This is a genomic window from Pseudomonas izuensis, assembly GCF_009861505.1.
Taxonomy (GTDB): domain Bacteria; phylum Pseudomonadota; class Gammaproteobacteria; order Pseudomonadales; family Pseudomonadaceae; genus Aquipseudomonas; species Aquipseudomonas izuensis.
Genome location: NZ_WTFT01000007.1, coordinates 41,115 through 66,314, shown reverse-complemented (window position 1 = coordinate 66,314; position 25,200 = coordinate 41,115). Strand labels below are relative to the sequence as shown.

Sequence of the window (25,200 nt, the reverse complement as noted above, 5' to 3'; positions counted from 1 at the left end):
CGGCCCTTGCGCAGGCACTCCCTGTACCCGTAGGTCACTCCGCCCCTGAAACAGGCAGAACGTCCCGACCCCTTGGTCATGCGCCGACCTTCCTCGGGTGGGCGCAGGGGAAAGAAGCGATGGCTCCTTTCGTGTATCTGAAATCAGTACCAGTTCCGGTCCGTCTTTAACTTCTCCATCAACAATTCCTGCAGACCCTGGTCCGGTTTGCCGAGGAATCGGTCGTGTGACTGCCCGTCAATGGCGGCAATCGCCACGGCGCCTGCATTTGGGGCAGCACCGCCCAACAGTCGGGCGGCTGCCAGAGTCTTTACCTGAACGCTTATGTTCAGCTTCGGCCGCGACGGCCAAAGAAGAAGGAAGCAATGAACATCACCAGGAACACGACAAAGAGAATCTTGGCGATACCCGTGGCGGTGCCCGCGATACCACCGAAGCCCAGTACGGCGGCGACAATGGCAATGATCAAGAATGTGATTGCCCAGCTCAACATGGTGATTCTCCTTACGCTTGTGATCAGAGGTGCGATTCCCGGCGCATTGAGCGCGCCAAGTGTGTGTACTTAGAACACCCAGCGCTCCTGACGAGGCATTTCATTTGCCTGGTGTTGGTCGACGTCCATCATTCGCATCGAAGTGTTGTCGGCCATGCCGCTGCCGGCGGCGCTAAAGTGGGTTTGGGTCGGGTGCTGAAACGACACGCTAGGCCCTTCTTGCTGCTGACTCTGCTCCCAGCGCATGAACTGTTGGCCGCCGATCAACGTGATCAACAGTGCCAGTACGGCAAACAAACCTTGGCGCAGAAGCAGTGGCGAGAGATGCAATGGGGTGGCACGTTGGCGATTCATCCTGAAGCTCCTCCCACACGGGGTAATCGGTTTGAGGGCGTTTTTTATTGCCCTGCGATATTTGGGTCGTTGCAGTCGCCATGCCAGATTTTTTTCATAATAAAATCTATAAAAATCAATTGGTTATAGGTGGGCCTCAAGGGCCCTCGGACGCATCCTGCACGATGAGCCATGAGGCAGTCGTGCGTAATGCACGATCAGCGAGGCATGCAGTGCAATATTTTTGAATTGAGAGGAGGGCGTAGCTGTCAGAAAGGGACGTGCTCGTCGTGTGAAAAGCAGCTATCTATAAAAGGCATAAAAAATCAGGGGAAAACCGGCGTCAGGGAGATCACTACCTGCCATGACGGGAATGGATCAGAATGAACCATGCAACTTGCCCGATTTTTCCGAGACTAACCAAGATCATTCATTAGGGAGCGTAGGAAAATGGAATCCGCCACTGAGCATCAAGGCCGCATTCTTCTGGTGGATGATGAGTCCGCCATCCTGCGTACCTTCCGTTATTGCCTCGAAGATGAAGGCTACAGCGTGGCAACCGCCAACAGCGCTGCCCAGGCCGATGCGTTGCTGCAACGTCAGGTGTTCGACCTGTGCTTCCTCGATTTACGCCTGGGTGAGGACAACGGTCTCGATGTGTTGGCTCAGATGCGCATTCAAGCGCCCTGGATGCGCGTAGTGATCGTCACCGCGCACTCGGCGGTGGACACTGCCGTCGATGCCATACAGGCCGGTGCTGCCGATTATCTGGTCAAGCCGTGCAGCCCCGATCAGTTGCGTCTGGCCACTGCCAAGCAGTTGGAAGTGCGGCAATTGTCGGCGCGCCTGGAAGCCCTGGAAGGCGAAGTGCGCAAACCCCAGGATGGCCTGGACTCCCATAGTCCGGCCATGAAGGTGGTGCTCGAGACGGCCCGCCAGGTCGCCAGCACCGATGCCAATATCTTGATACTCGGCGAGTCCGGCACCGGTAAAGGCGAGCTGTCACAGGCGATTCACGGCTGGAGCAAGCGGGCGAAGAAGTCCTGCATTACCATCAACTGCCCGTCGCTGACCGCCGAACTCATGGAAAGTGAACTGTTCGGCCACAGTCGCGGAGCGTTCACCGGAGCCAGTGAAAGCACCTTGGGTCGTGTCAATCAGGCTGATGGCGGCACACTGTTTCTCGATGAAATCGGCGATTTTCCCTTGGTTTTGCAACCCAAGTTGCTGCGTTTCATTCAGGATAAAGAATACGAACGCGTGGGGGACCCGGTCACCCGTCGCGCCGATGTGCGCATCCTCGCGGCCACTAACCAGAACCTCGAAGACATGGTCCGCGATGGCCGTTTTCGTGAAGACCTGCTCTATCGCCTGAACGTCATCACCTTGCACCTGCCGCCGCTACGCGAGCGCAGGGAAGACATTCTCACCCTTGCCGACCGCTTTCTGGCGCGCTTTGTCAAAGAATATGCACGCCCGGCCCGGGGGTTCAGCGACGAGGCCCGCGAAGCGCTGTTGGGTTATCGCTGGCCGGGGAACATTCGCGAACTGCGCAACGTGGTGGAGCGTGCGAGCATTATTTGCCCGCAGGAGCGGGTCGAGATCAACCACTTGGGCATGGCCGAGACGCCGGTCAACAATGCGCCGCGCATTGGCGCGGCCTTGAGCCTGGATGAGCTGGAAAAAGCCCATATCGGCGCTGTCCTCGCCACCGCAGGCACTCTGGATCAAGCCGCCAAGACCCTGGGTATCGACGCTTCGACACTGTACCGCAAACGCAAACAGTACAACTTGTGAGCCGCCACCGATGAAACTGGCGATGAAGTTGCGGTCCCGGTTGTTCCTGAGCATTTCCGCGCTGATCACCGTTGCGCTGCTGGGGTTGATGCTCGGGCTGATCAGCGTGATGCAAATGGCCGGGAGCCAGGAAGCGCTGGTGCGCAACAACTTCGTCACCCTGGATATAGGGCTCAAGCTGCGTCAAACGCTGGGTGATCAGTTGATCATCATGCTCAGCGAGCAGCGTGATGCTTCCGCCTTCGAAGCCTCCAAGCAGCGTTACTTTCAATTACTGGAGGAAGGCATTGCCCAGGAGCCGGCGGGCGAGGGCAGCGAATACGGTTTCAAAAAAGCCAAGGCCGACTATCTGAGCTTTATCAAGGCGTATGAAGTTTCGCCTGACACGACGCATGTGCTGAGCGGCAACGATGAACTCACCGAAAAATTCAACGCGCTGCGCAATGGATTGATTGCCGAACACAAGCGCGCGCTGGATAGCATCAGCGATACCGAGCGCCAGGCCCGCGAACATGCATTGCTGATTGCCGGGCTGTTGGGCCTGGTCGGGCTGGCCGTGCTGATCATCGGCTTCGTGACCGCCCATGCCATCGCCCGGCGTATCGGCGAGCCTATCGAGGCTCTGGTACAGGCGGCAGACAATATCGGCCAGGGCAATTTCGACGTCACCCTGCCGGTCTCCTCGGCGGTTGAGCTGAACCAGTTGACCAAGCGCTTCGGGATCATGGCCGAAGCGCTGCGTGAGCATCAAGCCACCAATGTCGATGAACTGCTTGCCGGTCAGCAGCGTTTGCAGGCGGTACTCGACAGTATTGACGACGGCTTGCTGATGATCGATCGCCAGGGTCGTCTGGAACACCTCAACCCGGTGGCGCAGCGCCAGTTGGGCTGGGATGACGACCGGGTCGGCCTGGGGCTGGGCGTGGCACTGCAACGTCCCGAGCTCGATGAACAGCTGCAATTGGTACTGCGTGGCGGCACGCTGGAGCGAGCCCCGGAGGACTTGAGCATCGAGGTCGATGGCGAGACGCGGTTACTCACCTTTAGCCTGACGCCGGTCATCCATACCCAGGGGCATATTCTCGGCGCGGTGATGGTGTTGCATGACGTTACCGAACAGCGGGCATTCGAACGGGTGCGCAGCGAGTTCGTGTTGCGCGCCTCTCACGAGCTACGCACACCGGTTACCGGCATGCACATGGCGTTCGGCCTGTTCCGCGAGCGCGCGCACTTTGCCCCGGATACCCGCGAAGCCGATCTGCTGGATACGGTGAACGAAGAAATGCAGCGCCTGATGCAGTTGATCAACGACCTGCTGAATTTCTCGCGTTATCAGAACGGATTGCAGAAACTCACACTGGCGCCGTGTTCCATCGAAGACTTGCTGGAGCAGGCGCAGATTCGCTTCACCAGCGGTGCCGAGGAAAAGGGCATCGAGCTGTTGGTGGAAGTGCAGGGGCCATTGCCGCGCCTGCAGGCCGATCAGCCGCAATTGGACCGGGTGCTCGACAATCTGCTCGACAATGCGCTGCGTCACACCGCCTCGGGTGGCCTCATACGTTTGCAGGCCCGGCGTCATGGCGAGCGGGTGATCATCAGTGTTGAGGATAACGGGGAAGGCATTGCCTATGGGCAACAGGGAAGGATCTTCGAGCCCTTTGTGCAGGTCGGTCGCAAAAAAGGCGGGGCCGGGCTTGGCCTGGCGCTGTGCAAGGAAATCGTGCAACTGCACGGCGGGCGGATGGGGGTTTATTCGCGGCCGGGGCAGGGCACGCAGTTCTACATGGCATTGACGGTGTAACGCGCATTACGCTTCGTCATCCAGGCGTCGACTGGTCCGCCGGCGGCCACGAGTAATCAGCTCGATCAACTGCACAGCACTCAACGCATGGGCGAACAACCAGCCTTGACCGAACTTCACACCTTCACTGCTGAGGAGCGCCGCCTGGGCTTCATGTTCGATGCCTTCGGCGATGACGGTCAGGTGCAGTGATTGCGCCATGTGGATGATGTGCGGGGCCACTCCGCTACTGGCCGCGTCATGGCCCAGTGCATCAATGAAGGCCTTGTCAATCTTCAGGCAATCTATCGGCAGGGTTTGCAGATAGGCGAGGCTGCAATAGCCAGTGCCAAAGTCATCGATCAGCACCTGATGCCCGACATCGCGCAAGGCTTGCAGGTTTTCCCGGGCAACCACCACATCGATCAGTCCTCGTTCGGTGACCTCAAAAGCAATCTGTTTGGCGGCGACCCGGTGCAGGGTCAGCAGGCGCGCCATGACCTGGCCAATACGCGGCACCATCACGTCACAGGCCGCCAGGTTGACCGAGATGTACAGCTGCGGATTGGCCCGCAGCAATTGCCCCAGCTGCTCTAGCAAACGTTGCAGGACGAAGTCGGTCATCTGGCGGATCTGCCCGGTGTTTTCCGCCATCGGAATGAACAGGTCAGGGCTGGTCAGGGTTCCGTCCGGCCGACGCCAGCGCAGCAAGGCCTCGGCGCCGACGCAATTGCGGCTGTCGAGGTCGAAAATGGGTTGATACAGCACCTGCAATTCGCCCCGGCGTATGGCGCCCGTCAATTCGGCATCCAGAGACTGGCGCTGGCGAACCAATAGAAACACCAGAAAACCCACGCATATGGCCAACCCCAGGCAGACCGGCAACAACCACCACCACACTGGCGGTATGTGGGCCCCGCCCCGCGGGCTGATCAACACCAGCTGGTATTCCGGGTTGTCGGTGGGCATGCGGTAAATCAGGCGCGAATGCGTGACTTGCAGCGCATCACGGCTTTTCGGCGGCCAATGCTCAATCGGTGGCCAGGCCTGGGATACACCCAGCACCGGAATCGCCCGAGTGCCATGGTCGAGTACCACCAGCAGGCTGCTGCCCGGAGACAGGTCGACCATATCGGTCAAATGCCCCCGCGATGTCGCGACCCGGAAATTGCCGCGCCCGAGCATCAGCGCCGCCCGGTTTTCATCGGGTTCGGTGGTGGTGTTCAGCCAGTAGCTGTAGGTGGGGCCTTTGATGTCCGGTGGTCGTGTCAGCGACAAACCTTCCTGGCGCGGGCGATTGGTGCATACCCGCGAGCCGTCCATGTAGGCGGCTTCGTAAACGAAGCGGTAATTGAAACTGACCTGCTGCAGCGTCGCGACCATTTCGTCATTGCAGCTGCGTAGCGGCTGGGCTTCCAGGTCGTCGAGGCTTTCGCGCAATTGCCCGAACAATTGTTCCAGGCGGGCGAGGAAGCGTTCGCCCTGGGCGTTCATTTCCTGGCTTTCGTTCTGCTCGACCTGATGCAGGGCGATGAACAGGCTGCCGGTCATCAGTAGCGTTGCGCTCAGGACAGCCGCCAGCATCGCCAAAAACCATGGGCGATAGAACCAACTACGGAGCGTCTCTCGAGCAGCAGCCATTATGGAAATATCCGACGAATTACCAATGAGTTATAGCTGCTGATTGGAAAAACGCGCTGACCGTCGGGCGGGCGTCATTATTTTGTCTGATTCAACACCTGTAGCAACGCCGCCGTTTGTGCATCCGGCGTACCGTCGAAACGGGCCGGACGGAAATGCATCTGGAAGGCGGCGATCACATGGCGGGTGGCGACATCCAGTTCGCCGGTCTGGGGAGTTTCATAGCCGACGCGGGCCAGTTGTGCCTGGTACCAGCTGATGCTTGGCAGCTGTGTTTCGAACCCTGCCTGCTGTCGCGCCACGGCCTGTTCGTTCGGCCAGATACCGATACCTTCCGCAGCCAGGCGTTTCCAGGGAAACAGCGGCCCAGGATCGAGCTTGCGCAGCGGTGCGATGTCGCTGTGGCCGACGAAGCTGCGAGGACTGATGGCGTAGCGTTTGCTGATGTCCTTGAGCAGGACAATCAGCGACTGGACCTGCGCTTCGCTGTAGGGATACCAGAGGCGCCCGGTCGGTGTGTCCTTGAAGCCCGGGTTGACGATTTCGATGCCTATGGAACTGGAGTTCAGCCAGGTCCGGCCTTGCCATTGGCTTTCCCCGGCGTGCCAGGCCCGCAGGTTCTCATCCATCAATTTGTAGATAGTCGCTTTCTTGTCGTCGCCGATCAGGTAATGACTGCTGACTTCGCCACGGGTCAGCAGTTGCAGCGAGCGCTCCATTGAGGCGTTGGTGTAGTGCATCACCACGAACTGGATACGGCTGTCGTGATTGGCTGAAGGATGACTGGTGTCGTAGCGGGGGCCGCTGGCACAACCGGCCAGGAGCAGAAGCGACACAATGAGAGCGAGAAATTTCATGGCGGGAGGCGATACACGCAAGACAGTAATGCAACAGTGTAACGTACTGCCTTGCGTACGGAGGGCAATCGCGAAGTTTTAAACAAAATGGAACAATTGCCTCAGCCCAGCTCCACCCGGTTTCGGCCGGCATTCTTTGCACGATAGAGCGCCTGATCGGCTCTTTTGAGTACCAAATCGCTATGCTCGCCAGGTTTGAACGCTGTCAGGCCCATGGAAATAGTGATCGTTACCCGTTCACCCTTGAAGTGGAACGGGCAGGCCTCGATCGAAGCGCGCAGATGTTCCAGCAATTTCATACCCGCTGCCGGCACTGTCGAAGGCAGCAACAGGACAAACTCTTCGCCGCCAAACCGGGCAATGAAATCCGTCCCGCGCAGACGCTTGCTCAGCACAGTGGCAATGATTTTCAGCACTTTGTCACCCGCCAGGTGACCGTAGTTATCATTGATACGCTTGAAGTGATCGAGGTCGAGCATGGCCAGCATCAATGTGTTGCCGTGTTGTTGCCATTGGCTGATTTCATGGTCGAGCCGTTCGCTCCAGGCTGCGCGATTGGGCAGGCCGGTCAATGGGTCGATCAAGGCTTTCTGGCGCTGTTCCTCAAGGTGTTCTCGAAAGCCAAGGGCTTCCTGTTCCATGTGCGCCACCCGCTCGGCCAGGCTGTGCAGGCGGGCCGCAACCTCTTGCTCACGCTCGTCGCGCTGCTTGCGATGCTGGTCCATGGTGCCGAGCAGGCCTTCGAGGTGGTTTTCCAGAACGTGCTTGAGATCCTCCAGGTCAGCCGCTTCGTGCATGCTGGTCTGCAAGCCGTCGACCTGTTCGCGGATCTGCGTGTCCATGGCCTCTGCGGCGGAACGGCTGTCGGCATGCCCGGCGCTGGCGGCTTGCAGATTGCTCTGGAACGACTCGAGACGCTCATTGAGGCGCAGCAGGTAGGCTTCGAATTCATGTTGGCCGCTGTCCGAAATCGCCAGCATCAAGGTAGCCAGATCGTCGAGAATCGGCAGTAATTCGTACCAATTCAAGCCGTTTTTCAGCCGATCGCGCATTGATTCGGCTTGCGGGCGGTGACGCTCGGGGAGCGTCAGGTCGTCAAGCAGACCTAGCAATGTGTCTTCGATGTGCCTGGCCACCGAGCTGTAGGAGGGTTCGGGGGAATCCGGCAGCGCGTAAAGCAGTTCGTCCCCTGACAGGTCCTGCTCACCGGAAGCCAAGGCTGAAGGCCGTGGCAGGGTATCGGGAAGCGCAGCGGGTGTCAGTTCGTCGGGATTGATTGCCGGCTCGAATTGGGGCGCTGGTGCCTCGGCAAGTACTGACGCCCCGTCAGGCTGATCAACATGAGCGGGTGCCGCGGGGAGTGGCGCAGACTCTCGCTGCGGATTGAGGGGCTCGGGTGTATTGGATGATACCTGGACGGCGTGTGGCTGGGCGGCCACGACGCTCGGATCTGAAGTTTCGACGTGCGGTTCATCGACAACCGATGCGGGTTCGGCGGCTGCGGACGGTGCCGCGGCCATTGGCGCCGGGATCGTTTCCGCAGACTTTTCGACAGGGTCATGCCCGGCGACAGGCATGAGCGGCGTAGCGACATCCTCGGCGTCCCGATGACCGAACAGCCGTTGCAACAAGCCAGGGCGACCGGGTTCAGCAGGACTCTCCACCTGACTCAAGGCTTTACCTTGCAAGCCGCTCAGTTCACTGAGCAGCAACGGAATCTCGCGAGCCTGGCTGACACGGCTATCCAGCTGTTTGGCGAAACTCTTCAGCGGTCGACTGACTTCCCGAGGCAGCGGCAATGTTTGCAGCTGAGTGACCAGTGCGGTCAGTGCCGCGCTGGTCTGGTTCACTCGGGTTTCCCGGCGTTGCTCGGAGTCGAGCACGGCTTTTTCCAGGCGCGGGATCAGGGCGGCCAGACCGGCGTCCATGTCATCGGTACGCACGACTTCACGCATTTCCTTCATGCACTGGTCGACGGCGCGGTCGGTACCTTCTGCCGCCAGGGTGCTGCGTACCAGTCCGCGACGCAGCAAGTCGAGGCGGGCATCCCAACGACGTTCGAGCTTTTCCTGTTGTTCGATGCTTTTGAGGTACTTCTCTTTCCAGCGCTGTGCTTCGTCGCTCATTCAGGGGTTCCGCGAAGGGCAGGACTCAGCGCGGGCAATGCATCGGCCGTGAGCGAACCCGGCAGACGAATCTCTACCGCGACCGGCAGGTGATCGGAAATGGGTTGAGCCAATACCTCGACCTTTTCGAGGGTCAGGGTCGGGCTTAGCAGAATATGGTCCAGGCAGCGTTGCGGGCGCCAACTGGGGAATGTCGCTTCCAGTTGCGGCGCGAGCAGGCCGAGGTCACGCAATGGCGAGTGCTGCAGCAGGTCACTGGCGTGGGTATTCATGTCACCCATCAGGACCTGGTGTTTGTAACCGCCAATGACTTCGCGGATGTAGGCCAGTTGCATACTACGGGCTCGCGCACCCAGTGCCAGGTGCATCATGACCACTACCAGTGCTTCCGGACCTTCGCCGAAGCGCACCAGAATCGCCCCACGACCCTTGGGCCCCGGCAGCGGATGATCTTCGATCGCCCACGGGCGCAGGCGACTGAGCACACCATTGCTGTGCTGGCCGAGGCGTCCGAGATTGCGATTGAGTTGTTGATACCAGTAGGGGAAGGCGCCGAGCTGTGCCAGGTGTTCGACTTGATTGACGTAGCCTGAGCGCAGGCTGCCGCCATCGGCTTCCTGCAAGGCGACCAGATCGAAGTCACCCAGCAGGTTGCCGATTTTCTGCAGATTGTCGGCGCGTCCGGTGTGCGGCAACAGGTGTTGCCAGCCCCGGGTCAGGTAATGCCGATAGCGCTCGGTACTGATGCCGACCTGGATATTGAAACTGAGCAGGCGCAAACGGCTGTCTGCGGGCAAGCCCGTCGATTCCAGGTGATGCTCGTTGACCCGCGGATCATGCAGGCCAACGACGCGTTCGGTTCCCCAGCGGCGCATGGCGGGTACTGCCCTTAGTTGGCGGCAGCCTTGTTAGCCGCTCGCTCTTTGTCGATCAGTTTGTCGGCCAGTTGCAGCGCTTGTTCGGCGCCGCCGGCGGAGCCTACGTCAAAGCGGTACTTGCCGTTGACGATCATGGTTGGAACGCCAGAGATTTCATACTTTTTGGCCAGTTCACGAGCCTTGACGATCTGGCCCTTGATAGCGAAAGAGTCGAAAGTCGCGAGGAACTTGTCCTTGTCCACGCCTTGGGTGGCGAGGAAGTCGGCCATGTCATTCTTGTCGGTCAGTTTCTTGTGCTCTTTCTGAATCGCGTTGAACACCGCTGCGTGAACGTTGTGCTCCACGCCCATGGCTTCAAGGGTCAGGAACATTTGCCCGTGGGCATCCCATGGGCCGCCAAACATGGCAGGAATACGCACGAAATTCACATCGGAAGGCAGCTTCTCGACCCAGGGATTGATCACCGGCTCGAACGCGTAGCAGTGCGGGCAGCCGTACCAGAACAGCTCCACCACTTCGATCTTGCCAGGAACGGCGACTGGAACCGGGTTGCTCAGTTCGACGTAAGGGGCGGCGGGGGCTTCGGCGGCCTGGGCAGTCATGCCGAACAGGCTGGCAGCGACGAGTGCGGCGCTGATGATCAGATTACGCATGCTTTACTCCTGGACAAATTTTTTCGCCTCGCGTGACCTGTATTCAGACAGGTCATGGCGGGCCTGAGTTCTGTAGTGTAACGGCAGCGGCCACAAAAAAGGGCGGCCAAAGCCACCCTTTTTATACTTGCTGCGACGGATTAATCGAGCGTTAACGTTGCAGGCGCTGGATGCCTGGCGCATCGCCCGATTCGTCAGGCTTAGTGCAGACCCTGGATGTAGCTGGACACGGCGGCGATGTCTTCGTCGCTCAGTTTCTTGGCGATGGTCTGCATCGGTTTGGTATCGCCGTCGTTGGCCCGGCCACCTTCTTCCTTGCGGAATTCGGTCAGTTGCTTGGCAATATATTGAGCGTGTTGGCCACCCAGGTGCGGGAAGCCGGCGGCCGCGTTGCCCGCGCCGTTTGGCGAGTGGCAACCGGTGCAGGATGGCAGGCCCTTGTTCAGATCGCCGCCACGGAACAGGGCTTCACCACGAGCCACGACTTTCGGGTCGGCGGCGCCGACGCTGCCTTTCTGGCTGGCGAAGTAGGCGGCGATGTCCGCCAGGTCCTGATCGCTCAGGTTGGTCAGCAGGCCGGTCATTTCCAGAACGGTGCGCTTGCCTGACTTGATGTCGTGAAGCTGCTTGGTCAGGTAGCGTTCACCTTGCCCCGCCAGTTTTGGAAAGTTTGGCGCCATGCTGTTGCCATCCGGGCCATGACAGGCGCCACATACGGCGGCTTTTGCCTGGCCTGCGGCGGCGTCACCAGGTTTTACTGGCTCACCTGCAGCATGGGCAATGCCGGAGATTCCCACGGTCAACAGCAGACTCACGATCAATTTGTTCATCAGCTAATCCAACTACGGCTAAGGGTTAAGAGTTATGGACCGGGTTTACTCGCTCATCCACTGGATGATGGCTCGGTAATCCTCGGCACTGCAGTCCATGCACAAACCACGCGGCGGCATCGCCTTGAAACCCTGGGTCACGTGTTGCACCAGCGTCTCCATACCTTTCGCCAACCTCGGCGTCCAAGCTTCCTGATCGCCTCTTTTGGGCGCCATGGGTAGTTGGCCGGAATGACAGGCGCCACAAACACGGTTGTACACAGCTTCCGGATCCTGTGTAGCCTGAGCGCTGTAAAGCGGCATCAAGACACCGGCAACTAGCAGCCATTTCGTCATAAAACGACCTTTTCAGGGTTGAGAGCGTGCTGCGTTCTAGTGCGCAATCAAGGTCTGTCGCTCTCGTGAACTTCATCCTACGCTGGGACAAAGCGCACACAAAATCTGCGGCATTATATACTGGCGTCACTGAAACGGAAGCGACACTGCTTGCCGCGCCCATTCCCGGCGCCACCCACATCGGAAATCCCATGCAACTCAAGAATCCCATCCTCGGTCTGTGCCAACAGTCCACCTTCATGCTCAGCGCCGCCAAAGTCGACCAATGTCCGGACGACGAAGGATTTGAAGTCGCCTTCGCCGGGCGTTCCAACGCCGGCAAGTCCAGTGCGCTCAACACCCTGACCCATGCCAGCCTGGCGCGTACCTCGAAAACACCGGGACGCACACAGCTGTTGAACTTCTTCAAGCTAGACGATGAACGCCGTCTGGTCGACCTGCCGGGTTACGGTTACGCGAAAGTACCCATCCCGCTCAAGCAACACTGGCAGCGTCACCTTGAGGCTTATTTGGGTGGTCGCGAGAGTTTGAAAGGCCTGATCCTCATGATGGATATTCGCCATCCGATGACAGACTTCGACCTGCTGATGCTCGATTGGGCCGTTGCTGCCGGCATGCCAATGCACATTCTGCTGACCAAAGCGGACAAATTGACCTACGGCGCAGCCAAGAACACGCTGCTCAAGGTGCAGTCGGAAATTCGCAAGGGTTGGGGTGACAGCGTGACGATTCAGCTGTTTTCGGCGCCGAAACGCATGGGCCTGGAAGATGCCTATACTGTACTGGCTGGCTGGATGGAGCTGGCGGACAAGGGCGCCGAGGTTGCCGGATAAAAAACTGGCTGTGATGCGTTCAGGTAAGGCAAAAGCTTTGCCTGAGCGCGCCACAGCCAGTTTTCAGGCAAAAAAAACCCCGGACTTCTATGGGGAGGGGGAAGTTCCGGGGTTCAAGTTCTAGACCGCTAGGGCGGGGTCCAGATATCTGCCAACACTTAACACAACATAGGAGCATCGAAGGGCTTCACCAGCCATTCAGTAACTCTGAGTAGCAAATCTTCAGATTAGTTCATAATTTTTTCAAATACGTTTGGAATAACCCTAAGCGCGTTCTGAACTAAGAGCTCTGCGCCCACTGCCACGACGCTATCTGTAGGAGCTTGCTCGCGATGATGTATCGGGCGCAGCGATCAGCCTGACACTCTTTCGCGAGCAAGCTCGCTCCTACAGGGAGTCAGTGAGCCTCATCCCAGTTATTGCCTACACCCACTTCGACGAGCAACGGAACATCCAGTTTCGCCGCGCCACTCATGTGGATGCGAATTTCATCTCGGACCTGCTCGACCAGGTCTTCGCGCACCTCAAGCACCAGTTCATCGTGCACCTGCAGGATGACTTTGGCGTCTAGGCCCGACACTGCCAGCCAGTTGTCCACCGCCACCATGGCTTTCTTGATGATGTCGGCCGCGGTGCCCTGCATCGGCGCATTGATCGCCGTGCGCTCGGCGGCGGCGCGCTCTTGCGGCTTGTTGGAATTGATCTCCGGCAGATATAACCGACGCCCAAAGAACGTTTCCACGAAACCCTGATCCGCCGCCTGGGCGCGGGTGCGGTCCATGTACTCACGCACGCCCGGATAGCGGGCGAAGTACGTATCGATGTAAGCCTTGGCGGTCTTGGTATCGACACCAATGTCTTTGCCGAGTTTCTGGGCACCCATGCCGTAGATCAGGCCGAAGTTGATCGCCTTGGCACTGCGGCGCTGGTCGGAGGTCACGTCTGCCAATTCGACTTTGAATACCTCGGCGGCGGTGGCGGTGTGCACGTCCAGATTGTGGCGGAAGGCGTTCATCAGGCCTTCGTCACGGGACAGGTGCGCCATGATCCTCAGTTCGATCTGCGAGTAGTCCGCCGCCAGCAATTTGTACCCGGTCGGGGCCACGAAGGCCTGGCGGATGCGACGCCCTTCTGCGGTGCGCACCGGGATGTTCTGCAGGTTCGGGTCACTGGAGGACAGACGCCCGGTGGACGCTACCGCCTGGTGATACGAAGTGTGGATGCGCCCGGTGCGCGGGTTGATCTGCTCCGGCAGACGGTCGGTGTAGGTGCTTTTCAGCTTGCTCATGGAACGGTATTCCATCAGCACCTTGGGCAGCCGGTAGTCGTCCTCGGCCAGCTTGGCCAACACCTCTTCGGCGGTGGACGGCTGGCCCTTGGCGGTTTTCTTCAGCACCGGCAGGCCGAGCTTCTCGTAGAGGATTACGCCAAGCTGCTTTGGCGACCCCAGATTGAACTCCTCGCCGGCAATCTCGAAGGCTTCACGCTCCAGCGCCACCATCTTGTCGCCCAGCTCGATGCTTTGCACACCCAACAGCGCGGCATCGACGAAAGCTCCCTGGCGTTCGATACGCGCCAGCACGGGCACCAGCGGGATTTCGATGTCGGTCAACACACTGGCCAGGCTTGGGATGGCGGTGAGCTTCTCGAACAGCGCCTGGTGCAGACGCAGGGTCACGTCGGCATCTTCGGCGGTATAAGGGCCGGCCTGCTCCAGGGCGATTTGATCGAAGGTCAGCTGCTTCGCGCCTTTGCCGGCGATGTCCTGGAAACTCACCGTGGTGTGATCCAGGTACTTCAACGCCAGGCTGTCCATGTCGTGGCGGGTGGCCGTGGAGTTGAGCACGTAGGATTCGAGCATGGTGTCGAACGCGATGCCGCGTACTGTGATGCCGTTGGCCTGATCGCCACCGATGGCGCAGTTGGCCAGGATGTTCATGTCGAACTTGGCGTGCTGACCGACCTTGAGTTTGTTCGGGTCTTCCAGAATCGGCTTGAGGGCGCGCAGGACCGTGTCGCGATCCAGTTGCTCGGGCACGCCGATGTAGGAATGGGTCAACGGGATGTAAGCGGCTTCGTTGGCCTGCACCGCAAACGACAGGCCCACCAGTTGCGCCTGTTGCGCGTCGATGCCGGTGGTTTCGGTGTCGAAGGCGAACAGCGAGGCGTTATTGAGCTTCTCCAGCCAGGCGTCGAACCGCGCCTGATCGAGGATGGTCTCGTAGCGGGTTTCAGACGTTGCCACCGGCGCTTCGGTCTCAGCGATGGCTTCGGCGGCGCTGAAGAGGTCGACGACTGGCTCAGGCTCGGCGGCAGTGCTCAGTTCAATGCGCTTGGCATCCCGTTGCAGATCGTTCAACCAGCTCTTGAATTCCAACAGGTTGTAGAGCTCGGTAAGCTTGACCGGATCTTCCGGGCCCATTTGCAGGTCATCGAGGCCGATGTCCAGCGGCACATCGACTTTGATTGTCGCCAGTTGATAGGAGAGGAACGCCATCTCCTTGTGTTCTTCAAGCTTGGCCGGCAGCGTCTTTGCACCGCGGATCGGCAGGGTCGGAACAATATCGAGTTGCGCGTAGAGCTCGGTCAGGCCGCCATTCACGCCGACCAGCAGCCCGGAAGCGGTTTTCGGGCCGATGCCCGGAACGCCTGGAATGTTGTCGGAAGAATCGCCCATGAGTGCCAGATAATCGATGATCTGTTCCGGAGCGACGCCGAATTTCTCCTTCACGCCCTCCACGTCCATGCTGCTACCGGTCATGGTATTGACCAAGGTAATGTGGCCGTCGACCAGTTGCGCCATATCCTTGTCGCCGGTGGAGATGACCACTGGACGATTGGCGGCGGCGCTGCTGCGGGCCAGGGTGCCGATCACGTCATCGGCTTCGACGCCTTCGACGCACAGCAGCGGGAAGCCCAGGGCGATCACGCTCTGATGCAGCGGCTCGATCTGCACGCGCATGTCATCGGGCATGCTCGGGCGATTGGCCTTGTATTCGGCGTACATTTCATCGCGAAATGTCCCACCCTTGGCGTCGAACACCACGGCGAACGGGCTGTCCGGGTACTGCTTGCGCAGACTCTTGAGCATGTTCAACACGCCCTTGACCGCGCCGGTCGGCAAGCCTTTTGAGGTGGTCAGCGGTGGCAGCGCGTGAAAGGCGCGGTACAGGTAAGACGAACCGTCCACCAGGACGAGGGGGGCTTGGCTCATGAGCAGGATCAACCTTTTCGGCGGGTCCGGCGCTAGAATAGCGGGACCGTTGACGACAAAGGGACAAGGTTATCATGCGCACACTAAATCGCCTGTTGCTGGCTGGGTTGTTTGCAACCGCACCGTTGGCCGTGATGGCGGCGAACGATGCGCCATCGCCTGAACCGGATGTAACCATTCGCACGGAAGGCGATAACACCATCAAGGAATACCGCCAGAATGGCTTTCTGTACGCCATTCAAGTAACGCCGAAAGGCGGAAAACCGTACTTTCTGGTGCGCGCCGATGGATCGGACGGTAACTTCATCCGCTCGGATCAGCCGGATATGCTGATTCCGTCGTGGAAGATTTTTGAGTGGAAATAGTTTCTTAATTTCAATCGGCGCTGGCTCGACAGCGGCGCCCGTACTGGCAGTTTAAACATGTCTGTGTTCACCCCCCTGGCTCGGCCCGAGCTGGAAACTTTTCTCGCCCCTTATGGCCTCGGCCGCCTGCTTGATTTCCAGGGGATTGCCGCCGGTAGTGAAAACACCAATTTCTTTATCAGCCTGGAGCAGGGCGAATTTGTCCTGACACTGGTCGAGCGTGGCCCGGTCCAGGAGATGCCGTTCTTCATCGAATTGCTCGACGTGCTGCACGAAGCCGATCTGCCAGTGCCCTACGCCCTGCGCACCACTGATGGCATCGCGTTGCGTGAGCTGGCGGGCAAGCCTGCGTTGCTGCAACCGCGCCTGGCCGGCAAGCACATCAAGCAAGCCAATGCTCAGCATTGCGCGCAGGTGGGCGAGTTGCTTGCTCACCTGCACCTCGCGACCCAAGCCAACATGATCAAGCGCAAAACCGATCGTGGCCTGGACTGGATGCTGGAGGAGGGCACGCAGTTTCTGTCGCACCTGAATGCCGAGCAGAAGGATCTGCTGGAACGGGCGCTGGATGAAATCACGCAGCAGAAAGAGAAAATTCTGGCGCTGCCGCGGGCCAACATCCATGCCGATCTGTTCCGCGATAACGCGATGTTCGAAGGCACACACCTGACGGGTCTGATCGATTTCTACAACGCCTGCTCGGGGCCGATGCTCTATGACGTGGCGATTGCCTTGAATGACTGGTGTTCGGACGATGAAGGGCTGATCGACGGACCTCGGGCGCGGGCGTTGCTCGGTTCTTACGCAGCGCTGCGTCCATTCACGGCCGCCGAAGCCGAGCTGTGGCCGACCATGTTGCGGGTGGCCTGTGTGCGCTTCTGGTTATCGCGGTTGATCGCGGCAGAGTCATTCGCCGGGCAGGATGTGTTGATTCACGATCCGATGGAGTTTCAGCAGCGGTTGGCGCAGCGGCAGACGGTCAATACGCCGCTACCGTTCGCCCTCTAAAAAGCATCGCGGGCTAGCCCGCTCCCACAAAGATCACCGCGAACCTGTGGGAGCGGGCTTGCCCGCGATTGGGGGCGCCGCCGATACTGCGGTTACAACGACTCCAGGCACCCCGCCAAATCATTCCCCAACTTCTCCAGCACCTGCTCATACCCCTGAGCGGTTGCCGGCGTGTACCCACCCAGCGCATCCAGTTCCGCCAGTTTCACAGGCAGGCCGGCCACCAAGGTTTCCGCCAGACGCGGGCGCAGCGGAGGTTCGCTGAACACACAGGTCTTTCCGACTTCCTGCAACCGCGCGCGCATCGCTGCGACATGCTGGGCGCCGGGTTGCACCTCGGCTGCGACGCTGAACACCCCCGCGTGCTTGAGACCGTAGGCGTCTTCGAAGTAGTCGAAGGCTTCGTGGAACACAAAGTAAGGTTTGCCTTCAACACCGGCCAGGCGCTTCTTCAGCCGCAGGTCGAGGGCATCGAGGCGCTCATCAAAGGCCTTGAGGTTGCTCTCATACCGTGCCGCGTTGGCAGGATCGGCCGCGCTGAGGTCGGCGGCCATTTTCGTGGCGATGACGCGTGCGTTGACCGGCGACAGCCACAAATGCGCATCCAGGCTGCCCGGGCGGTGGTCGTGGTCGTGCTCGTCGGCTTCTTCGGCGTGGGAGTGACTGTCCTCGGCGAAACGGCGCAGCTTCATACCGGGCAAATCCTGCACGGCGACGCTGGGCAGCGTACGACCATTCAACACCCGAGGCAGGAAACCTTCCATGTCCGGTCCGATCCAGTAAACCAGATCCACGGACTGCACCTTCCGTACGTCGGAAGGGCGCAAGGCATAGTTATGCGGTGACGCGCCAGGTGGCAGCAAGACTTCCGGAATCGCTACGCCGTCCTGCACCGCAGCGGCGATCAGCTGTAGCGGCTTGATGCTGGTGAGGACCTTGACCTCGGCTTGCGCCTGACCGATCAGCAAAAAACTTGCGAAAAATGCGACAAAGATAGAAAAAAGTCGGGACACGATGACCACTCGAAGAGGCGAGAACGGGTAACATAATAACGTCTCTCACAATAATCGTCGCCGCTCATGCCTAAAACACCGATTGCCAGCCGTCCCCACGACCACTCTCATTGCGTGCACAGCGCATTGTCTGAGGCCGATGCCCTGTGCGCGCGTCAGGGTTTGCGCCTGACTGCATTGCGGCGGCGGGTGCTGGAACTGGTGTGGCAAAGCCACAAGCCGCTGGGTGCCTACGACATTCTCGCGGTGCTCAGCGAGCAGGATGGTCGCCGTGCGGCGCCGCCGACCGTGTATCGCGCGCTCGACTTCCTGCTGGAAAACGGCCTCGTACACCGCATCTCTTCGCTCAACGCCTTCATCGGCTGCAATCACCCGGAACACGCGCACCAGGGGCAGTTCCTGATCTGCCGCGACTGCCACGCTGCCATTGAGCTCGAGCAAAAATCCATCAGCGACGCGATCATTGCCAGTGCCCAGGATGTCGGGTTCGTCGTTGAAGGCCAGACCGTCGAAGTGATCGGTCTCTGCTCGGGTTGCCAGGGGGCTTGATGAGCAACGCACTGATCCGCCTCGAGCAGGTTGCTGTCACGTTTGCCGGGCAAAGTGTGCTGGATAACATCGAGCTGAGCGTCGAGCCCGGTCAGATTGTTACCCTGATCGGCCCCAACGGCGCCGGCAAGACCACGTTGGTGCGCGCCGTGCTGGGGCTGTTGAAGCCCGACAGTGGCAGTGTCTGGCGCAAACCGAAATTGCGGGTCGGCTACATGCCGCAAAAACTGCATGTCGATCCGACCTTGCCACTCTCGGTCCTGCGTTTCTTGCGCCTGGTGCCAGGGGTGGACCGTGCGATGGCCTTGGCCGCGCTCAAGGAAGTCGGCGCCGAACAGGTGATCGACAGCCCCGTGCAAAGCGTCTCCGGCGGTGAGATGCAGCGCGTCCTGCTGGCCCGTGCGCTATTGCGCGAACCGGAGTTGCTGGTGCTCGACGAGCCGGTGCAAGGCGTCGACGTGGCCGGCCAGGCTGAACTCTATAGCCTGATCACCCGCCTGCGTGACCGTCACGGCTGCGGCGTGCTGATGGTCTCCCACGATCTGCATCTGGTGATGAGCACCACCGATCAGGTGGTTTGCCTCAATCGCCACGTCTGCTGCTCCGGCCACCCCGAGCAGGTCAGCGGCGATCCGGCTTTCGTCGAGCTGTTCGGAAAAAACGCACAAAGCCTGGCGATCTATCACCACCATCACGACCATGCCCACGATTTGCACGGTTCGGTGGTCAAGGCGCCCGCATCGGGCCATACCCATGTACACGGAGATAGCTGCAAGCATGGCTGATTTTCTGCTCTACGCCCTGCTTGCAGGTCTGGCCCTGGCAGTGGTCGCGGGTCCGTTGGGTTCTTTCGTGGTCTGGCGGCGCATGGCCTATTTTGGCGACACCCTGTCCCACGCGGCGTTGCTCGGGGTTGCGTTGGGCTTCCTGCTGGATGTCAGCCCCACCGTTGCGGTCACCGTAGGCTGTTTGCTGCTGGCGGTGATGCTGGTGACGTTGCAACAGCGTCAACCGCTGGCGTCCGACACGCTTTTGGGAATTCTCGCACCGAGCACCCTCTCTCTGGGCTTGGTCGTACTAAGCTTCATGCACGAAGTGCGGATCGACCTGATGGCCTATCTGTTCGGTGACCTGTTGGCGATCAGCCCTGTCGATCTGGCCTGGATTCTGGGTGGCAGTGCGGCAGTGCTGGCGTTGCTGGTGACGTTGTGGCGTCCACTGTTGGCAATCACCGTGCATGAGGAGTTGGCCAGGGTCGAAGGCTTGCCCGTGGCGGGGTTGCGCATGGCGTTGATGCTGCTGATCGCCGTGGTGATTGCCGTGGCGATGAAAATCGTCGGTGTATTGCTGATTACTTCGTTGTTGATCATTCCGGCGGCTGCGGCACAACGACACGCCCGCTCCCCGGAACAGATGGCACTGGGTGCGAGCCTTCTGGGCATACTCGCCGTATGCGGCGGGCTGGCGCTGTCCTGGTTCAAGGACACTCCGGCCGGCCCGTCGATTGTAGTGACGGCCGCCGCGCTGTTTCTGCTGAGTTTTGTTCTGCCCCGCCGAGGGGTGTAGACTTGCTCGTTTTTTGCGCATATAGAGAGTCGCAGGAATGAAGTCGTTCCCCTCCCGTTATCTGCTCCTTGTCGCATTTTCTTTGCTGCTGGGCGCTTGCCAAAGCACGCCACCGGCAGCCACCGAGGCCCCGGATGCACGGGCCACGGCTATCGCACAGCTTGAGCAAAGCCTGGCCAGCAGCGAACTGGCCACCGCCGAAGATCAACTGGCCGCTTTGCAGGCTCAATCGCCCAACGATCAATCCCTGGAGCAATACCAGCGGCAATTGGCCGAAGCCTATCTGATGCGCAGCCAGATCGTGCTGCAAAAAGGTGATGTAAACGCCGCTGCCACCGCACTGGCGCGAGCCCGTGCCTTGATGCCCAAGGCGCCGGCGCTGACCGGCGGGGTCAACGGTGCCATCGCTCAAGCCCGTAAGGCTGAACTGGATAAGGCCGAAGCGGACCTCAAGTCTGCGGAAGCCAAGCGCAAAGCCAAGGTCATTGACCCGGAGGCTGAAAGCACCACAGTGAAACTGAAAATCACCGATATGGGGAAAGTGCGTCGTCAATTGGATGCCATCGCCGCCGATGTGGTGAATTTTCAGTGCGACGTGAGCATCCAGGTGCCGCGTACCGATGATTATCCTTGGTTGGCGAACCTGCTGACCAAGCGGGTGAACAAGCTTGATCCACAGTTTGATCTGAAGCTGGATCGGCAGATTAATCGCAGCGTTCCGGCACAGATGGTTTTGAGTCCGCGCAAACAGCCTTAAAAGCATCGCGGGCAAGCCATGCTCCCACAGGTTTTGAGTCGCCCACCTGATTGATGAACGACCCATACCCTGTGGGAGCAAGGCTTGCCCGCGATGGCGTCCTCTGAATCAACACAAAAACCTAAGCCGGAATGGCTTTGGCCTTCGGCTCCCTCTCCCAAACCCGATGCTGCCCAATCGCCGCAAAAAATGCCTTGAACGGCTTGGCGTCTGTCCCCACGACCAACCCTGGATCAACCTCCAGCTTCAACACATCCAGCAACTGCTTCGCCTCGCCATGCAACGCAATGGCTTTCAGGTGTTTGTAAGCCTCCAGCAAGTAATGCAACGCCACGCCATCAGTGCTCAGCGCCTTGATCGACGCCGCGCCACCGGGCACGAACACCGCATCGAACGCCACTGACGGCAAGCCTTCCATCGACGCGTCCACCGGCAATGACTTGCCTTCGGCGGTCTTCACCGGGGCCGAGGTCGGGCCGAGCAATTTGGCGTGTGCACCTTCAGCCTTCAGCGCTTTCTTGAGCGCATCAATCGCTGCACCATCGACCCCATTGGCCGCCAGAATCGCCACTTTGCGGGTCTTGATATCGGCGGGCAGCAAGTTGGCCTGGCTCAACGCCGGCGAATGCTCCAGCGACGTTTTGGGTACATCCACCGTCCCGGCTTTCGGCGCCGGCAGGCCCAGGTTCTGTGCGACCCGCCTGGCCAGTTCCAGATCAATGTTGGCCAGAATCTCGTTCACCTGGCGTTCGCGGATGAATTCACGTTCCACCTTGCCCAGCTCAAAGCTGTACGCCGAGATGATGTGTTCCTGCTCGTGCTTGCTCATGCTGTGGAAAAACAGCCGCGCCTGGGAGAAGTGGTCGCTGAACGACTCGCTGCGCTGGCGGATTTTGTTGGCGTCGATGCGCTCCGGATAACTCTCGAAACCGCCATCCTGTGCAGCCGGCGGGGTTTCCTTCGGCCAGCCGCCGTCGATGGAGTTGGGCTCGTAAGCCGCGCGTCCCTTGTCGATGGTGGTGCGGTGCAGCGCGTCCCGCTGGCCATTGTTCAGAGGGGAAATCGTACGGTTGATGGGAATCTCGTGAAAGTTCGGTCCACCGAGTCGGCTGATCTGCGTATCGGTGTAGGAAAACAACCGGCCTTGCAGCAGCGGGTCGTTGGAGAAGTCGATCCCCGGCACGATATGCCCCGGGCAGAACGCAACCTGCTCGGTTTCGGCAAAGAAGTTGTCCGGGTTGCGGTCGAGCACCATTTTGCCCAGCGGCGTAATCGGCACGATTTCTTCGGGGATGATCTTGGTCGGGTCGAGTATGTCGAAATCGAAGGCGTGTTCGTTTTCTTCCTCGATGACCTGAACACCCAATTCCCATTCCGGGTAGTCCCCCATCTCGATGGCTTCCCAGAGGTCGCGTCGGTGGTAGTCGGTGTCTTTTCCCGCGAGTTTTTGCGCTTCATCCCACACCAGCGAACAGGTGCCGGCAGTGGGGCGCCAGTGGAATTTGACGAAGCGCGATTTGCCTTCGGCATTGATCATGCGAAAGGTATGCACGCCGAAACCCTGCATGCTGCGCAGGCTTTTGGGGATCGCCCGGTCGGACATGGCCCAGATCACCATGTGCGCCGATTCCGGTTGTAGTGAAACAAAGTCCCAGAAAGTGTCATGGGCCGAGCCACCGGTGGGTATTTCATTGTGGGGCTCGGGTTTGACCGCGTGTACGAAGTCAGGGAACTTGATGGCGTCCTGAATGAAAAACACCGGCATGTTGTTGCCCACCAGGTCGTAGATGCCTTCGTCAGTGAAGAACTTCACGGCGAAACCCCTGACATCACGCACCGTATCGCCTGACCCGCGAGGGCCTTGCACCGTGGAAAAGCGCACGAACACGGGCGTCTTTTTGCCGGGATCCTGCAGGAAACCGGCCTTGGTCAAGGCACTGTGATTCTCATAACTCTGGAAATAGCCATGGGCACCCGTCCCGCGGGCGTGGACGATGCGTTCGGGAATGCGCTCATGGTCAAAATGCGTGATCTTTTCACGCATGATGAAGTCTTCCAGCAGTGACGGCCCACGGGCGCCGGCTTTCAAGGTGTTCTGATTGTCGGCCACCTTCACGCCTTGATTGGTGCGCAGCGCTTCACCTGTGGCGTCGGAGCGGAATTTTTCCAGGCTATCGAGCTTGGCGTTGGTGTTGCTGCGGTCCAGGGTATCGGTCCCGGCCAGTGCGCTCTTGGTGACGGCAGGTTTCTTGGTGCTCATCAGGCATGACTCCTCGGCTGTTATCGAGTTGCCTAAGTAGTGACTGATGACGTTTTTAGCCGTTCCTTTTATCTGACCTTTGATCGCGTTATTGCCAAATCGCTGGTTGAATACGAAATAAATGCTAAGAACCTCTATACGGACAGGCTAAAATGCGCGCCCCGGCTAACCGCTGATCCTTTTTCAACGCGCCCCACAAGGTTCGCTACGTGATCGAGTTTCAAAACGTCCATAAAACCTACCGCGTCGCCGGTAGGGATATCCCCGCCCTGCACCCGACCAATCTGACGATTGAAAACGGCCAGGTCTTTGGCCTGATCGGCCATTCCGGTGCGGGAAAAAGTACCCTGCTGCGTCTGATCAATCGCCTGGAAAATTCCAGTGGCGGCAAGATCATCGTCGATGGCGAGGAAGTCACAGCGCTCGACGCCAACGGGCTGCGCCGTTTCCGTCAGCAGGTAGGCATGATTTTCCAGCACTTCAACCTGCTGGCCTCCAAGACCGTGGCCGATAACGTCGCGCTGCCGCTGACGCTGGCAGGTGAATTGTCCCGCAGCGACATCGACCGGCGCGTCGCCGAGTTGCTCGCCCGAGTTGGTTTGTCCGATCACGCCAACAAGTACCCGGCGCAGTTGTCTGGCGGCCAGAAGCAGCGTGTCGGCATCGCCCGCGCCCTGGCCACCAAGCCGAAAATCCTGCTGTGCGACGAAGCCACCAGTGCACTGGACCCGCAGACCACGGCGTCGGTCCTGCAATTGCTGGCCGAGATCAATCGCGAGTTGAAGTTGACCATCGTGCTGATCACCCATGAAATGGACGTGATTCGCCGGGTTTGCGACCAGGTCGGGGTGATGGACGCAGGCGTGATCGTCGAGCAAGGTTCGGTGGCCGAGGTGTTCCTGCATCCAAAACACCCCACCACCAAGCGCTTCGTACAGGAAGACGAGCAGATCGATGAAAGTGAACAGCGCGATGACTTCGCTCACGTGCCGGGTCGCATCGTGCGTCTGACCTTCCAGGGCGAAGCGACCTACGCACCATTGCTGGGCACCGTCGCCCGCGAAACCGGCGTGGACTACAGCATCCTCGCCGGTCGTATCGATCGCATCAAAGACATCCCTTACGGGCAACTGACCCTGGCCGTGACTGGCGGTGACATGGAGGCGGCGTTCGCCCGCTTCACCGCAGCGGACGTCCACATGGAGGTGCTGCGTTAATGGAAGCCCTGACAAGTTTCTTCGCCAATATCGACTGGTTCGAAATCTGGCTGGCCACCGGCGATACCCTGCTGATGCTAGGTGGTTCGCTGTTGTTCACCGTGTTGCTGGGCCTGCCGCTGGGCGTGTTGCTGTTCCTCTGCAGTCCGCGACAGTTGCTGGAAGCCAAAGGCGTCTACGCGATGTTGTCGTTGGTGGTGAACATCCTGCGTTCGCTGCCGTTCATCATTTTGTTGATCGTGATGATCCCGTTCACGGTGTTGATCACCGGCACCTCGCTGGGTGTCGCCGGTGCGATCCCGCCACTGGTGGTAGGCGCCACGCCGTTCTTTGCGCGGCTGGTGGAAACCGCGTTGCGTGAAGTGGATCGCGGCATCATCGAAGCAACCCAGTCGATGGGCGCGACCACGCGGCAGATCATCACCAACGCATTGTTGCCTGAAGCCCGTCCGGGCATCTTCGCGGCGATTACGGTGACAGCTATTACACTGGTTTCCTACACGGCAATGGCTGGTGTGGTGGGCGCCGGTGGTCTGGGTGACCTGGCGATCCGTTTCGGTTACCAGCGTTTCCAAACCGATGTGATGGTGGTCACGGTGGTATTGCTGCTGGTGCTGGTGCAGGTTTTGCAAACCGTCGGCGACAAATTGGTCGTCCACTTTTCCCGTAAGTAAGACATGAGCCGGCCATTCGC

23 protein-coding genes are annotated in these 25,200 nt (G+C 59.6%); 11 read left to right on the top strand and 12 right to left on the bottom strand.

Going from position 1 to position 25,200, the window contains the following annotated elements:
- Positions 1-328 precede the first annotated feature (328 nt).
- On the bottom strand, positions 329-493 hold the full coding sequence (locus tag GPL81_RS06495; RefSeq protein WP_096514087.1) for a DUF1328 domain-containing protein: 165 nt from the start codon (positions 491-493) through the stop codon (positions 329-331).
- Between the two features lie 69 nt (positions 494-562).
- Positions 563-847: a hypothetical protein gene (locus GPL81_RS06490; RefSeq protein ID WP_121106004.1), complete on the bottom strand. Its 285-nt coding sequence runs from the start codon at positions 845-847 to the stop codon at positions 563-565.
- A gap of 429 nt (positions 848-1,276) precedes the next feature.
- On the opposite strand from GPL81_RS06490, the gene algB reads away from it, so the two are divergent.
- On the top strand, positions 1,277-2,623 hold the full coding sequence (gene algB / locus GPL81_RS06485) for a sigma-54-dependent response regulator transcription factor AlgB (RefSeq protein WP_160105959.1): 1,347 nt from the start codon (positions 1,277-1,279) through the stop codon (positions 2,621-2,623).
- A 10-nt stretch (positions 2,624-2,633) separates the two neighbouring features.
- Positions 2,634-4,424 (top strand): KinB sensor domain-containing domain, encoded by a 1,791-nt coding sequence (locus GPL81_RS06480; protein ID WP_160105957.1) that lies wholly within the window; start codon positions 2,634-2,636, stop codon positions 4,422-4,424.
- A gap of 6 nt (positions 4,425-4,430) precedes the next feature.
- Here GPL81_RS06480 and GPL81_RS06475 read toward each other — a convergent pair whose 3' ends face one another.
- The 7 genes from GPL81_RS06475 to GPL81_RS06445 form a co-directional block, all read right to left on the bottom strand.
- Positions 4,431-6,044 carry an EAL domain-containing protein gene (locus GPL81_RS06475; protein WP_160105956.1) on the bottom strand — a complete coding sequence of 538 codons (1,614 nt, stop codon included), beginning with the start codon at positions 6,042-6,044 and terminating at the stop codon, positions 4,431-4,433.
- Positions 6,045-6,121: 77 nt separating this feature from the next.
- Positions 6,122-6,901: an N-acetylmuramoyl-L-alanine amidase gene (locus GPL81_RS06470; protein WP_160105954.1), complete on the bottom strand. Its 780-nt coding sequence runs from the start codon at positions 6,899-6,901 to the stop codon at positions 6,122-6,124.
- A gap of 101 nt (positions 6,902-7,002) precedes the next feature.
- Positions 7,003-9,027, bottom strand: a complete 2,025-nt coding sequence (locus tag GPL81_RS06465) for a GGDEF domain-containing protein (RefSeq protein WP_160105952.1) — start codon at positions 9,025-9,027, stop codon at positions 7,003-7,005.
- Positions 9,024-9,902 (bottom strand): endonuclease/exonuclease/phosphatase family protein, encoded by an 879-nt coding sequence (locus GPL81_RS06460; RefSeq protein ID WP_096514080.1) that lies wholly within the window; start codon positions 9,900-9,902, stop codon positions 9,024-9,026. Before GPL81_RS06460 ends, GPL81_RS06465 begins: the two co-directional genes overlap by 4 nt.
- A gap of 14 nt (positions 9,903-9,916) precedes the next feature.
- A complete protein-coding gene (gene dsbA / locus GPL81_RS06455) occupies positions 9,917-10,558 on the bottom strand; it encodes a thiol:disulfide interchange protein DsbA (RefSeq protein WP_096514079.1) in 642 nt (213 codons plus the stop codon).
- Between the two features lie 200 nt (positions 10,559-10,758).
- On the bottom strand, positions 10,759-11,388 hold the full coding sequence (locus GPL81_RS06450; RefSeq protein WP_160105950.1) for a c-type cytochrome: 630 nt from the start codon (positions 11,386-11,388) through the stop codon (positions 10,759-10,761).
- A 45-nt stretch (positions 11,389-11,433) separates the two neighbouring features.
- A complete protein-coding gene (locus tag GPL81_RS06445) occupies positions 11,434-11,724 on the bottom strand; it encodes a c-type cytochrome (protein WP_110965590.1) in 291 nt (96 codons plus the stop codon).
- Positions 11,725-11,915: 191 nt separating this feature from the next.
- Between GPL81_RS06445 and yihA the strand changes: the two genes are divergently transcribed.
- Positions 11,916-12,557, top strand: coding sequence for a ribosome biogenesis GTP-binding protein YihA/YsxC (gene yihA / locus GPL81_RS06440; protein ID WP_160105948.1), 642 nt, complete (start codon positions 11,916-11,918; stop codon positions 12,555-12,557).
- 397 nt (positions 12,558-12,954) lie between these two features.
- Here yihA and polA read toward each other — a convergent pair whose 3' ends face one another.
- On the bottom strand, positions 12,955-15,771 hold the full coding sequence (polA, locus tag GPL81_RS06435) for a DNA polymerase I (RefSeq protein WP_160105946.1): 2,817 nt from the start codon (positions 15,769-15,771) through the stop codon (positions 12,955-12,957).
- Between the two features lie 74 nt (positions 15,772-15,845).
- Between polA and GPL81_RS06430 the strand changes: the two genes are divergently transcribed.
- On the top strand, positions 15,846-16,136 hold the full coding sequence (locus GPL81_RS06430) for a DUF2782 domain-containing protein (protein ID WP_096514073.1): 291 nt from the start codon (positions 15,846-15,848) through the stop codon (positions 16,134-16,136).
- A 57-nt stretch (positions 16,137-16,193) separates the two neighbouring features.
- Positions 16,194-17,144 carry a homoserine kinase gene (locus GPL81_RS06425; protein ID WP_160105944.1) on the top strand — a complete coding sequence of 317 codons (951 nt, stop codon included), beginning with the start codon at positions 16,194-16,196 and terminating at the stop codon, positions 17,142-17,144.
- Positions 17,145-17,236: 92 nt separating this feature from the next.
- On the opposite strand, the gene znuA is transcribed toward GPL81_RS06425, so the two are convergent.
- Complete coding sequence (gene znuA / locus GPL81_RS06420; RefSeq protein WP_178122574.1) at positions 17,237-18,157, bottom strand: zinc ABC transporter substrate-binding protein ZnuA; 921 nt, start codon at positions 18,155-18,157, stop codon at positions 17,237-17,239.
- A 66-nt stretch (positions 18,158-18,223) separates the two neighbouring features.
- Here znuA and zur point away from each other — a divergent pair, with 66 nt between their 5' ends.
- The 4 genes from zur to GPL81_RS06400 are packed head-to-tail and all read left to right on the top strand — an operon-like array spanning position 18,224 to position 21,029.
- Entirely contained in the window at positions 18,224-18,706 is a 483-nt protein-coding gene (gene zur / locus GPL81_RS06415; RefSeq protein WP_047535811.1) for a zinc uptake transcriptional repressor Zur, read from the top strand.
- Entirely contained in the window at positions 18,706-19,491 is a 786-nt protein-coding gene (gene znuC / locus GPL81_RS06410) for a zinc ABC transporter ATP-binding protein ZnuC (RefSeq protein ID WP_160105940.1), read from the top strand. Before zur ends, znuC begins: the two co-directional genes overlap by 1 nt.
- On the top strand, positions 19,484-20,272 hold the full coding sequence (znuB, locus tag GPL81_RS06405; RefSeq protein WP_160105938.1) for a zinc ABC transporter permease subunit ZnuB: 789 nt from the start codon (positions 19,484-19,486) through the stop codon (positions 20,270-20,272). Before znuC ends, znuB begins: the two co-directional genes overlap by 8 nt.
- Positions 20,273-20,309: 37 nt before the next feature.
- Positions 20,310-21,029 carry a PA5502 family lipoprotein gene (locus tag GPL81_RS06400; protein ID WP_160105936.1) on the top strand — a complete coding sequence of 240 codons (720 nt, stop codon included), beginning with the start codon at positions 20,310-20,312 and terminating at the stop codon, positions 21,027-21,029.
- Between the two features lie 121 nt (positions 21,030-21,150).
- Here GPL81_RS06400 and katE read toward each other — a convergent pair whose 3' ends face one another.
- Positions 21,151-23,313, bottom strand: coding sequence for a catalase HPII (katE, locus tag GPL81_RS06395; protein WP_281354991.1), 2,163 nt, complete (start codon positions 23,311-23,313; stop codon positions 21,151-21,153).
- A gap of 185 nt (positions 23,314-23,498) precedes the next feature.
- Here katE and GPL81_RS06390 point away from each other — a divergent pair, with 185 nt between their 5' ends.
- Together GPL81_RS06390 and GPL81_RS06385 are read left to right on the top strand one after the other, a co-directional pair.
- Positions 23,499-24,506: a methionine ABC transporter ATP-binding protein gene (locus GPL81_RS06390; protein WP_160105932.1), complete on the top strand. Its 1,008-nt coding sequence runs from the start codon at positions 23,499-23,501 to the stop codon at positions 24,504-24,506.
- On the top strand, positions 24,506-25,180 hold the full coding sequence (locus tag GPL81_RS06385) for a methionine ABC transporter permease (protein ID WP_095194468.1): 675 nt from the start codon (positions 24,506-24,508) through the stop codon (positions 25,178-25,180). The genes GPL81_RS06390 and GPL81_RS06385 overlap by 1 nt, the downstream gene beginning before the upstream one ends.
- The last annotated feature ends 20 nt before the right edge of the window (positions 25,181-25,200 follow it).